Genomic DNA, 11,700 nt, shown 5'->3' with positions numbered 1-11,700 from the left:
GGAACCACCTGATCCCATGCCGAACTCAGAAGTGAAACCGCCCAGCGCCGATGGTAGTGTGGGAGATCCCATGTGAGAGTAGGTCATCGTCAGGCTCCTATACCCAAAGCCCCGCCGGCATCGCCGTGCGGGGCTTTTTTTTGTGTGTGATAATGAGGCCATGGATGAACGTCTGCGCCGCTATTACCTGACTGCCCTGGGGATCGAGCCCTGGTGCGCCCGCTGGCCCCTGCCGGGGGCGGCACCATCGCCGGAATCTCCGGCTGAGCCTGTGATGGCGGTCCAGGCTGACGAACCGGTGGTTTCGAAGGGCGTCACCCGCCTGCCGCCCCAGTCAGCCCCTGAGGGGCAGGGTGTCTCTCTGGATGCGGTCCGGCAAGCTCTGGGGTCCAGTGACGACACCGAAACGGCGGAGCCCGCTTTTGAGGAGGCGCCTGAAACCGACGCCAGTTCTACTTCCGTTGCGGCTCAGCAGGCGTTCGCGGCCATGATCTGGCATGGGGAGCGCTTCAGCCTGGCCGCTTCCGCCGCCGGAGAGTTTCCGTATGAAACCGGGAGCAGGCTGGGCCTCAATATCCTGCGGGCCCTTGATGAGGCCGTGCGGGAAGAGGCCATCTTTTTCCGCTGGCCGCCGTTTGATAATCCTGAGCTCCCCGGTAGTGATGGCGGCACCTTTGAGTATGTTCTGGAGCGCCTTGTGGGTGGCTCGGCCTCACGCCAGTGGATCATCCTGGGCGAAGAGGTGCGTACAGCAATGGCCTCAGCGCTGTCATCAAAGGGGCATGCCGTGGTGGTGTCTTCGGAACAGACACTGGGTGAGCTTCTGGCGGAACCGGCTGCCAAGCGGGCACTCTGGGAGCGTATGAAGCCCCTGGTGGGGCGGGATCGGAGCGAGTGACCCCCGGAATGCGTAGTCTCCGTCTGGAGCAGAGCCAGCTGTCCATAACCACACTGGATGAGTTCGACCTTCCCGGGATGATGGCTCTGGAGCAGACCGCCTCCCGCCATCCCTGGAGCCAGGGGCAGTACCTGACCTGTATGGGCGCCGAATACCGGTTCCTTGGCGCCTGGTATGGCGATGCCCTCGTAGGATTCATTGTGGACTGGCGCATGCTCGATGAAGGCCATCTGATGAATCTCTGCGTCCACGGGCAGTTCCAGCAGCAGGGAATAGGGCGGTACCTGCTGCGCTATTGGCTTGCCTCCATGCAGGGTGCGGGTATGGCAACGCTGACCCTGGAGGTACGTGAGTCCAATCGGGCGGCCTACCGCCTCTATGCCAGTGAAGGCTTTGAAGACCAGGGAAGCCGCCCTGGCTACTATCGCACAGCCGACGGAACCGAGGCCGCGCGCATTATGTCACTGGGGCTTTCGCCGGTTCGTGCCGGCAACGGCTGACCTGCTACAATCGCCGTCCTTTCGCCGGAGCGTACCAGAGAGAGAGCAGACCCGACGCCATGAGCGATTTCACCGAAGAAGTCCGTAAACGCCGCACCTTCGCGATCATTTCCCACCCGGACGCAGGTAAGACCACCATCACTGAGAAGGTCCTGCTGTTCGGCAATGCGCTGCAGAGCGCGGGGACCGTCAAGGGCAAGAAATCCGGGCAGCATGCCAAATCCGACTGGATGGAGATGGAGAAACAGCGCGGGATCTCCGTGACCACCTCGGTCATGCAGTTCCCGTATCAGGACAGCCTGGTAAACCTGCTGGACACCCCAGGTCACGCGGACTTTTCCGAGGATACCTATCGCACGCTCACCGCAGTGGACTCCTGTCTGATGGTGATCGATGCGGCCAAGGGGGTGGAGGAGCGTACCATCAAACTCATGGAGGTGACGCGTCTCCGGGATACCCCCATCCTGACCTTCATGAACAAGCTGGATCGGGATGTGCGGGATCCGGTGGAGCTGATGGATGAAGTCGAGGATGTGCTCAACATTGCCTGCGCACCCATCACCTGGCCCATTGGCATGGGCAAGCAGTTCCAGGGCGTCTATCACCTGCTCCGGGACGAGGTTATCCTGTATCAATCGGGCCAGGGACATCGCATCCAGGACAGCCATGTGATCAAGGGGCTGGACAACCCGGAACTGGATGAGGCGATTGGCACCTACGCGGAGGAACTGCGCGGGGAGATCGAACTGGTCAAGGGGGCCTCCCATGAGTTCGATCTGGATGCGTTCCTCCGCGGTCAGCTGACGCCTGTCTACTTCGGTACGGCGCTGGGGAACTTCGGTGTCGATCACATGCTCGACGGACTGGTCGAGTGGGCGCCATCGCCCCAGACCCGGGAGCTCACGCAGCGCCCGGTTGAAGCCACCGAAGAGAAGTTCTCCGGCTTTGTGTTCAAGATCCAGGCGAACATGGATCCGAAGCACCGGGACCGGATCGCGTTCCTCAGGATTGTCTCCGGACGCTATCAGCAGGGCATGAAGATCCATCATGTGCGGATCGGGAAGGACGTGCGGATCAGTGACGCGCTGACGTTCATGGCCGGGGACAGGGAGCGGGCCGAAGAGGCCGTTGCCGGGGATATTATCGGGCTGCATAACCACGGCACCATCCAGCTCGGTGATACCTTCACCGAGGGCGAGAAAGATCGTTTTACGGGCATTCCCAACTTTGCACCGGAGTTGTTCCGCCGTATCCAGCTGCGCGACCCTATGAAGGCCAAACAGCTCCAGAAGGGGCTGATCCAGCTGTCTGAAGAGGGTGCAGTCCAGGTCTTCCGGCCGGTACGCAACAATGATCTGATCGTGGGCGCCGTTGGGACGCTCCAGTTTGACGTGGTTGTGGCGCGGCTTAAGAACGAGTACGGGGTCGATGCCGTCTATGAGCCCATCAACGTGGCAACGGCGCGGTGGATTACCTGTGAGGACCCCAAGAAGCTTGAGGAGTTCGAACGCAGGAACCAGGACAATCTGGCCCTGGACGGGAGTGACAATCTGACCTACATCGCGCCCACCATGGTCAATCTCCAGTTGGCGCAGGAGCGTTACCCGGATGTGGCCTTCCACAAGACCAAGGAACGGTGAAGCATCCGCGCAGGGGCTGATCGATGCCCACTGTCACATCGATTTCCCTCAGTTTGATGACCGGCGGGAGCAACTGCTGGCCGAATGCGCGGCAAACGGGATCCGCCGGATCGTGGTGCCGGGTACGGTACCTGACGGCTGGCGGAAGATCCTGGAGCTGGCGCGCACCTATTCCATTCTGGCTCCCGCCGCCGGCCTCCACCCGTGGTGGGCGGATGGATCAAGGGGCGACAGTCTTGAACAGCTGGACCGGCTTCTTACTGACAACAGCGACCTCGTGGCGGTGGGAGAGTGCGGGCTGGATCGGAAACAGGGGCCGGCACTGACGCAGCAGCAGTCGGTTTTCGAGGCCCAGATCCGGTTGGCCGGGCGCCATGATCGGCCGTTGCTGATCCACAGCGTGGGAACCCACGACACGGTGCTGGCACTGCTGCGCCGGCTCGGGTTCACCCTTCCGTTCCTGATGCACGGTTTCAGCGGCTCCAGGGAACAGGCCGATGCGCTGGTCCGTCAGGGCGCCTTTATCGGCGTCAGTGGCATCATCACGCACCCACGGGCCAGCAGGGCGCGGCGTGTCATGGCACAGCTGCCTCTTGAGTCGTTGGTGCTGGAAACGGATGCGCCGGGCCTGCCTCCCCACGGAGTGCCCAGGGACAGCAACACGCCGCTGAATCTGTCATGGGTACTGGATACCCTCTGCAGCCTCCGGGAAGAGCCCCAGGAGGAGATTGTTGCGGCAATCCGCGACAATACCCGGCGCCTGTTCATGCAACGACTGGACACCGAGGGTTTGCAGAAGCCGGGTGCTCCGGTATAATGCCGCACCTGGCTTTTGGCGGGATCCGCAGCCCAGCCCCGATGCGGACCCGTACGATACCTGGTAGTGATTACACGTCGCGGCCCTCGCAGGACGTGACGTAATAGGTTTTTGATTCAAGGCGGGATTCATGAAAACTCAGAGTGCAAAACCGGAAAGCGTTACACGCGACTGGTTCGTGGTGGACGCGGCTGACAAGACGCTGGGGCGTCTTTCAACGGAAATTGCCCGTCGTCTTCGGGGCAAGCATAAACCGGAATTTACCCCCCACGTGGACACGGGTGACTACATCGTGGTCATCAATGCGGATAAAGTGCGCGTGACCGGCAGGAAGAGTACGCAGAAGCACTATTATCGCCACACCGGCTATCCGGGTGGGCTGCGTTCGATGAACTTCGAGGAGATGATCCAGCGTCATCCAGAACGTGTCATCGAGTACTCAGTCAAGGGCATGCTGCCGCGTGGTCCGCTGGGTCGTGCCATGTTCCGGAAGCTCAAGGTCTATGCCGGCGACGAGCATCCGCACGCCGCACAGCAGCCCCAGCAACTCGAGATTTAAACGGAAGGCGATTATGTCAGCTACTTACAACTACGGTACCGGTCGTCGCAAGATGTCTTCTGCACGGGTCTTTATCAAGCCCGGCAGTGGCAACATCGAAGTGAACGGGCAGTCCCTGGAGCACTTCTTCGGTCGTGATACCCTCCGGATGATCGTCAAGCAGCCTCTGGCTGTTGCCGACGCCGAGGACCGATTCGACATCAAGATCACCGTAAGCGGTGGTGGTCCCAGCGGTCAGGCCGGGGCAGTCCGTCACGGCCTGACACGGGCGCTGATGGATTATGACGACACGCTGCGCCCTGCGCTGCGCCGTGCCGGCTACGTGACGCGTGATGACCGCGCGGTTGAGCGTAAGAAGGTCGGCCTCCGCAAGGCTCGCAAGCGGCCGCAGTACTCCAAGCGCTAAGCCGTCTACGGCGGCTGCCCCCGGAAGGCCCGATTTGCAGATCGGGCCTTTTTGTGTCGGGCACTGGAAGGTTGCAAGCTTGTAAGCGGTGACTGATTTAAATAACATTTGGTCGTTTTGATGCGGGTTGATCGCGACCGAATCAGGAGCCAACCGAGTGTGTCGAATGACCGCCTCGGCACGCGAATGCTTAATGGGAGAAGGCCAGTATGAACAATGGCGACGTGAACCACGGTCGGCGGCGCTTTCTGGTGGGCGCAACGACGGTTGTTGGTGGCGTCGGGGCTGTTGGAGCCGCGGTGCCGTTTGTCAGTTCCTGGTGGCCCAGTGCCAAAGCTGAGGCAGCTGGGGCCCCACGCAGGGTGGACATCTCAAAAATCGATTCCGGTCAGCGGATAACCGTTGAGTGGCGAGGGAAGCCGGTCTGGGTCGTAAGGCGCACACCGGAAATGCTGGAAAATCTTGAAGGGATCTCAGATCGCCTGGAGGATCCGGAATCAAAAGAGCCCCAGCAGCCTTCCTATATTGAGGGCCATGCCCGTTCGATCAAGCCAGAGTTCCTGGTTGTGGTCGGTATCTGCACCCATCTGGGCTGCTCGCCCAGCTTCCGGCCTACGGAAGGTGCTGAAGGTCTGGGGGATGACTGGCCCGGCGGATTCTTCTGCGCCTGTCACGGATCCAAGTTTGATCTCGCGGGTCGGGTGTTCACGGGCGTTCCTGCACCGACTAACCTCGAGGTTCCGCCGTATCGCTATGAGGATGACGGTCAGACCATCGCCATTGGCCTGGATCCGGAGGATGCAGCATGAATAAACTGATTCAGTGGGTCGACGAGCGGCTGCCGGTTGTGGACGCTTTCGAGCGTCACATGAGCAAGTACTACGCGCCCAAGAACTTCAATGTGTGGTATGTCTTCGGTGTGCTGTCGATGCTGGTTCTCGTCAATCAGCTGCTGACAGGCATCTGGCTGACCATGATGTACACGCCCACAGCCGAGGGCGCGTTCGCCTCGGTTGAGTACATCATGCGGGACGTGGAATACGGCTGGCTGCTGCGTTATATGCACTCCACCGGCGCCTCCATGTTCTTCCTGGTGGTCTACCTCCACATGTTCCGGGGCCTGATGTACGGTTCCTACCAGAAGCCGCGCGAGCTTATCTGGATTTTCGGTATGGCGATCTATCTGATCCTCATGGCGGAAGCCTTCATGGGCTACGTGCTTCCCTGGGGGCAGATGTCCTACTGGGGCGCCCAGGTGATCATCAACCTGTTCAGCGCCATTCCCGGCATCGGTGAGGACCTGGCACTGTGGATCCGGGGTGATTACCTGATTTCAGGAGCAACCCTGAACCGCTTCTTCGCGCTGCACGTGGTGGCACTGCCGATAGTGCTCCTTGGGCTCGTGGTGCTGCACATCCTTGCTCTGCACGAGGTTGGTTCCAACAACCCTGATGGCATCGACATCAAGAAGAACAAGGATGCTGACGGCAAGCCGAAAGACGGTATTCCGTTCCATCCCTACTACACAGTGCATGACCTGGTGCCGATTGCGGTGTTCCTCGCTGTGTTTGCGATTGTTGTCTTCTACTTCCCGGAAATGGGCGGCTACTTCATTGAGAAGCCGAACTTCCAGGAGGCGGACCCGCTGCAGACGCCGGATCACATCGCACCGGTGTGGTACTTCACACCTTTCTACGCGATGCTGCGGGCGATCACCTTCAATCTGCTGGGGCTGTCCTCGCAGTTCTGGGGTGTCGTCGTCATGGGCGCTGCCATTGCCATCCTCTTTGTGCTTCCGTGGCTTGACCGGAGCCCGGTGCGGTCGATGCGCTACAAGGGGTGGTTCAGTCGGGGTGCGCTGGCACTGTTTGCGGTCAGCTTTGTAATGCTCGGCTACCTGGGTGCTGAACCGGCGACGCCGATCAAGACCATGCTTGCGCAGATCGGCACAGCCATCTACTTCGGGTACTTCATCCTGATGCCGTTCTACACGCGGATGGAGTCCACGAAACCGGTTCCGGAGAGGGTGACTACCAAATGAAACAGCTTCTGACTGTAATACTGGCTATGTGCATGCCGGTCGTCGCTTCGGCGGCCGGTGGTGGGGGCCACCTTGACAGTATGGAGCCGGACCTGAGCGATCAGGCTTCGCTCCAGCGTGGTGCCCAGATCTTCACTAACTACTGCATGGGTTGCCATTCGGCAGAGTATTCCCGCTACAAGCGGGTGGCGAAGGATCTCGGGATCCCGAAGGAACTGTATGAACAGAACCTTATTTTCACGGATGCCCGCTTCGGGGAACTGATGAACATTGCCATGCCGGAGGAGCAGGCCGCTTCCTGGTTCGGCACGGCACCGCCGGACCTGACGCTGACCGCGCGGGTGAATGGGCCGGACTGGCTCTACTCGTACCTGCGCGCCTTCTATAAGGACGAAAGTCGGCCTCATGGCGTGAATAACGCGGTGTTCGACAACGTGGGTATGCCCCATGTGATGGTCAATCAGGGCGGCCTCTGTGCGGAGCCGCCGCATATCGGTCAGGAACCCGAGGTTGATCCTTCCACCGGTGAGGTGGTTGGGGATGACATCTGCGATGACTGGGCGATTGAGGGCAGCATGGAGCCGAAGGAATTCGATCGGGCCATGTACGACCTGACGAATTTCCTCGTCTATCTCGGTGAACCGGCCCTGATGGATCGTAAACGCATTGGCGTTTACGTGCTGATCTTCATCGGTGTCTTCTTCATTTTCGCGTACCTGCTGAACCGCGAATACTGGAAAGACATCCACTGACGGAATCCGGTATAATCCCGCCTCCAGTGCCCGGTACATCGTACCGGGCCATCCGTTTTCAGTCCCTTCTTTCCGATCGGCGAACTCATGGGGTAACACTATGGCTGCTGTGACCAAACGGTCCTCAATGACCTTCTTTTCCGACCCGCAGAGCCATTACAGCCACCGGGTGAGAATTGTTCTCGCGGAGAAAGGGGTGACCGTTGATGTGGTCAACGTGGACCCCTCCAACCCGCCCTCGGAGCTTGCCGATCTGAACCCCTATAATGCGCTGCCGACGCTGGTGGATCGGGATCTGGTGCTCTATGAGCCCAATATTATGATGGAGTATCTGGACGAACGGTTCCCGCATCCGCCGCTGCTTCCGGTCTATCCGGTCGCGCGGGCCCAGAGCCGGCTGATGATGTGGCGTGTGGGGCGCGACTGGTGTTCCCTGGTCGACCGGATTGAGGCGGGCAGCAGTGACAAAGATGCCGAGCAGGCCCGGAAAGAGTTGCGGGAAAGTCTGGTGGCATCGGCACCGCTGTTCCAGGAGATGCCATTTTTCCTCAGTGAGGAGTTCACCATGGCGGATTGCTGCATCGGGCCCTTGCTGTGGCGCCTGCCGGCACTCGGGGTTGAGTTGCCGGCCAAGGGCATCAAGCCGCTGGAGCAGTATATGGAACGGCTTTTCGAGCGTCGGGGTTTCAGGGCCAGCCTTTCCGACGCGGAAGAGGACATGCGAACCTGATTCATTGGATCAGGCAGACCGGGAGTGAGTAATGAAATCGAGCCGACCCTATCTGATCCGGGCGCTCAATGACTGGGTCCTGGATAATGACGCGACGCCGCATCTGGTCGTTGATGCTGGCATGAATGGCGTTCAGGTTCCGGCGGATTACGTCTCCAACGGTCAGATCGTGCTCAACATCAGCCCTTCTGCGGTCAAGGAGTTGATGCTGGGTGATGACGCCGTTTCCTTCACCGCCCGTTTTGGCGGTGTGCCGGTCAGCGTTTACGCGCCGGTCTACGCTGTCATGGCCATCTATGCCAGGGAGAACGGGCAGGGTATGGTCTTCGGCCAGGAGCCTGGTGATCCCGAGCCGCCGGACGGTCCCAGTGGGGACTCTGGAAGCCAGGGGGAAGAGGGCGACAGCGCCGGGGATACCGGTTCGAAGCGCCCGAACCTCAAGGTCGTGAAGTAGTCGGAGAGTCAGCCGTCGCTGAACAGGTGCGCCTCGATCTCGGTGCAGAGCGTATTGAGGATCACCACCATCAGTTCGGCGGTGCAGGCGGCCCCCACGTCCGGAAGTGTTATATCGATATCGTCTTCATGGAACAGGGCATGAATGTCCGTCTCCGAACGACCGGTTACCGCGATGACCCGGATGCCCCGATCGTGGGCGGCCTGCAGAGCCTGGATCAGGCTTGAGCGGTTGCCGTCATCCGTCAGGAGCAGCAGTGAATCCCCCTCATGGCCGAGCGCCTGGATCTGGCGTGAAAACACTTCCTGGATCCGGTTGTTGAGGCCAATGGCGGCCAGCGTTGTGGCGTCCGCTCCCAGATTCAGTACCGGCAGTGCCGGACGTTCCGTCTCGTGATAGGCGAGCATGGAACTGGCGAAATACTGGGCGAAGGCGTTGGCCTTGCCGCTGCCGCACACCAGCACCTGGCGTTCACTGAGCAGGGTTTCCACTATGGCACTGGCGGCCTGGCCCAGGACGGGAGCAACGATGCCGGCTGTCTCGCCGATGCATTCCATGTGGTTGGCAATGTGCTGGTTGAAGCGCTGTTCTGTGTCACTCATGGCGTTGCATCAAAGGCATTGGTAATCCATTCGAATTCATAGCGGTGGTTCCGGGTGATGGTGACCGCAAGCATATCAAACCGGCAGAAACAATCGTTCAGGCCGTTACGGTGCAGATAGAATCGGGCCGCCCTGATCAGTTTGCGGCGCTTGCGCTCATCCACGGAGGTGGCGCCATCCACGAGGGCGTCTTCCTGGCGGGCGCGGACTTCTATGAAAACAAGTGACTCCCCGTCATGCCCGATCAGGTCAATCTCGCCGGCGCGGCAGTTGAAGTTGCGCTCCAGGATGCGCACCCCCTGGGATTCGAGATAGTCCGCGGCCGCTGTTTCCGCCTGCCGTCCCTGGCTGCGTGTATCCATCCCCGTCCCTCCAGTTTCCCTTACTTGTATTCAGCCTGCCTGCTGGACTCTTTTTCCGCCTCGGGTAGAGATTTGGGTTCCCCCTTGCGGAACACAGCCCAGTCGGGGGTGCGTTGAAAGCTGCCATTGGCACTGTTGCGGATCATGCCGGTAACACCCTGGTACCGGTAGGCCTCGATCTCACGCAGAAGCTGGATCTGATGGGTCAGGCGGTAGCTGTCGAAGCCGAGGGCAAAAAGCCGGTCGTAGTTGTTTCCCAGGGCCGGAAACAGTGACTGCAGGGCGTCGCGTTCCGGTGGTGCCTCACCCAGTACCCAGGGGATATCGGTGAACCGGATACCATCCAGATCGCTGTCCCTGCCTGGATCCGGGGAACCGCGATACAGCAGGGAACTGCCGTAAACCGGGAGATCGCCGCCGTAATAGAAGGCGAACAGCGGGTTGATCTGGCGGGCGTTCTCCGGAGACGCCAACAGCACGATCGCGTCAATATCCTGGCGGCGGCGTGGCTCGAAGCGCATGGTGGTGCCGGTCAGTCGCATCAGGGCATTGGCGCGCCGGCGGCTCTGGTTGATATTGAAGCCATCCGCCACGACGCGGTTGAGGTTATTGTCTCCGTCATACTGGACTGTCTCCAGCAGGGTGATACCTTGCTTGTCCGCTGCCCTGCGCAGTGCCTTTTCCATCCGTATACCCCAGTCACCTTCGGGCAGGAAGGCAAGCACGTTGCTGTGGCCGTCCTGTTTCAGGCGCTGTGCGATTGCCCGCATCTCATCCTCGCTACCGAGACCGAACTGGAACAGGTTCTCCGGGGTGATGCGCGCATCCCGATGGTAGTTCAGTGCAAGTACGGGAACGGTCAGTGCGGGCAGGGAGGTCAGCTCCTGGACAGCCTCTTTGCTGAGCGGCCCCACTACAAGATCCGGCTCCGTTTCGAGCAGGTCCCCATAGATGCCGCTGAAGGTCCTGGCGTGGGTATCATGGATGCTGATTGCGGGCGTTGTACGGTCAGGGTCTGCGAGATCCTGGTAGTGGGCAGCGAGGAACCCCTCACGCACGGCTTCGCCCGCGCCTCCAAGAGGGCCGCTCAGTGGCAGTGCCAGCGCTACTGACTCAGGGCGCAGTTCATCAAGCTGGCGCAGGAGCGCGAGCTCTCCCGGGAAGGGCTCTGCAGCACTGTGGTCGGGCCATACCTTCTTCCAGTTTTGGATAGCCTGTGAACGGGCTTCAACCTCATGCTGGTCATGGGCCGCGAGGGCCAGGGCAAGCTCCAGCCAGCCGCGTTCCCGGTAGTCCGAGCTGCGCTCGGCCACCGGTTCCAGTTCGGCTCGGGGAACTTCCCGCAGTGCCCCCCAGATGCGCTGATTGAGCGCCGCCGGGGGGCGTGCCTCACTGCCGCTCCAGAGGATCAGGGTCCGGGCATTCGGCAGGTGTCGTTCTGCAAGCTCATAGGCGCCGGCAACCGATTCAAAGGCGCTGGCCCGCTGTTCCGGGGGCAGCCGCAGGGGCAGTTCCGGGTCAAGCTGGTCTGCCAGCCTGCTGGCTGCATCCGTGTCGCCACGCTCGACGGCATCACGGCTGCTCAGCCACAGGTAACGGTCCCGGAGTTCATCTTCGATCTGTTCTGGATCCATTGCATCCAGAAGCGAGCGTGCGGTCGCGTATTCCCCATCAGTCTGCAGCATTTGTGCTGCCTTGAGCTGATATTGTCGGCGAAGGCTGGCATCATTGGTGTCCGCTGCGCCACTGAGCAGGCCCTGAATGGTGGTGGGCTGCTGCTCAGGAGTGGAGACCGGTTCCACGGCACAGCCGGCAACGAACAGCAGCAGGAAAACAGTCAGGACCGGCAAACGGATTGTCATGGGCGTCTCGGCTGGCGTTGTTGCAGGTGATTCGGCTTCATTGGAATCCGGCGATTCTAACAGGTAATGGCAGTCTG

General features: G+C 60.6%; 14 protein-coding genes and 1 rRNA gene. 12 read left to right on the top strand and 3 right to left on the bottom strand.

The window, feature by feature from the left end:
- From rrf to GLW01_RS07660, 12 genes are all read left to right on the top strand, one after another.
- Positions 1-95 (top strand): 5S ribosomal RNA (rrf, locus tag GLW01_RS07715); the annotation flags it as partial.
- Positions 96-160: 65 nt separating this feature from the next.
- A complete protein-coding gene (locus tag GLW01_RS07710; protein WP_160898680.1) occupies positions 161-898 on the top strand; it encodes a hypothetical protein in 738 nt (245 codons plus the stop codon).
- A gap of 8 nt (positions 899-906) precedes the next feature.
- The gene (gene rimI / locus GLW01_RS07705) at positions 907-1,398 is read left to right on the top strand and encodes a ribosomal protein S18-alanine N-acetyltransferase (RefSeq protein ID WP_160898679.1); all 492 of its coding nucleotides are present in this window, start codon (positions 907-909) and stop codon (positions 1,396-1,398) included.
- Between the two features lie 59 nt (positions 1,399-1,457).
- Positions 1,458-3,038, top strand: coding sequence for a peptide chain release factor 3 (prfC, locus tag GLW01_RS07700; protein WP_151440803.1), 1,581 nt, complete (start codon positions 1,458-1,460; stop codon positions 3,036-3,038).
- A complete protein-coding gene (locus tag GLW01_RS07695; RefSeq protein ID WP_160898678.1) occupies positions 3,007-3,855 on the top strand; it encodes a TatD family hydrolase in 849 nt (282 codons plus the stop codon). Before prfC ends, GLW01_RS07695 begins: the two co-directional genes overlap by 32 nt.
- 130 nt (positions 3,856-3,985) lie before the next feature.
- Positions 3,986-4,414 carry a 50S ribosomal protein L13 gene (rplM, locus tag GLW01_RS07690; protein ID WP_151440805.1) on the top strand — a complete coding sequence of 143 codons (429 nt, stop codon included), beginning with the start codon at positions 3,986-3,988 and terminating at the stop codon, positions 4,412-4,414.
- Positions 4,415-4,427: 13 nt separating this feature from the next.
- Positions 4,428-4,820, top strand: a complete 393-nt coding sequence (gene rpsI / locus GLW01_RS07685; RefSeq protein WP_151440806.1) for a 30S ribosomal protein S9 — start codon at positions 4,428-4,430, stop codon at positions 4,818-4,820.
- 209 nt (positions 4,821-5,029) lie between these two features.
- Positions 5,030-5,629 (top strand): ubiquinol-cytochrome c reductase iron-sulfur subunit, encoded by a 600-nt coding sequence (gene petA, locus GLW01_RS07680; RefSeq protein WP_151440807.1) that lies wholly within the window; start codon positions 5,030-5,032, stop codon positions 5,627-5,629.
- Positions 5,626-6,861 carry a cytochrome b gene (locus GLW01_RS07675; protein WP_151440808.1) on the top strand — a complete coding sequence of 412 codons (1,236 nt, stop codon included), beginning with the start codon at positions 5,626-5,628 and terminating at the stop codon, positions 6,859-6,861. The genes petA and GLW01_RS07675 overlap by 4 nt, the downstream gene beginning before the upstream one ends.
- Positions 6,858-7,613, top strand: coding sequence for a cytochrome c1 (locus tag GLW01_RS07670; protein ID WP_151440809.1), 756 nt, complete (start codon positions 6,858-6,860; stop codon positions 7,611-7,613). Before GLW01_RS07675 ends, GLW01_RS07670 begins: the two co-directional genes overlap by 4 nt.
- A 100-nt stretch (positions 7,614-7,713) precedes the next feature.
- The gene (gene sspA, locus GLW01_RS07665) at positions 7,714-8,343 is read left to right on the top strand and encodes a stringent starvation protein SspA (RefSeq protein ID WP_151440810.1); all 630 of its coding nucleotides are present in this window, start codon (positions 7,714-7,716) and stop codon (positions 8,341-8,343) included.
- A gap of 31 nt (positions 8,344-8,374) precedes the next feature.
- Positions 8,375-8,797, top strand: a complete 423-nt coding sequence (locus tag GLW01_RS07660) for a ClpXP protease specificity-enhancing factor (RefSeq protein WP_151440811.1) — start codon at positions 8,375-8,377, stop codon at positions 8,795-8,797.
- Between the two features lie 8 nt (positions 8,798-8,805).
- On the opposite strand, the gene GLW01_RS07655 is transcribed toward GLW01_RS07660, so the two are convergent.
- The 3 genes from GLW01_RS07655 to GLW01_RS07645 are packed head-to-tail and all read right to left on the bottom strand — an operon-like array spanning position 8,806 to position 11,623.
- Positions 8,806-9,399, bottom strand: a complete 594-nt coding sequence (locus tag GLW01_RS07655) for an SIS domain-containing protein (RefSeq protein WP_151440812.1) — start codon at positions 9,397-9,399, stop codon at positions 8,806-8,808.
- On the bottom strand, positions 9,396-9,761 hold the full coding sequence (locus GLW01_RS07650) for a YraN family protein (protein ID WP_151440813.1): 366 nt from the start codon (positions 9,759-9,761) through the stop codon (positions 9,396-9,398). Before GLW01_RS07650 ends, GLW01_RS07655 begins: the two co-directional genes overlap by 4 nt.
- 20 nt (positions 9,762-9,781) lie before the next feature.
- On the bottom strand, positions 9,782-11,623 hold the full coding sequence (locus GLW01_RS07645) for a penicillin-binding protein activator (RefSeq protein ID WP_160898677.1): 1,842 nt from the start codon (positions 11,621-11,623) through the stop codon (positions 9,782-9,784).
- Positions 11,624-11,700: the final 77 nt, after the last annotated feature.

It is taken from the genome of Vreelandella halophila, assembly GCF_009856365.1.
Classification (GTDB): domain Bacteria; phylum Pseudomonadota; class Gammaproteobacteria; order Pseudomonadales; family Oleiphilaceae; genus Halospina; species Halospina utahensis_B.
Note: the sequence above shows the minus strand (reverse complement) of the source record. Positions and strands in the feature narration are given on the sequence as shown.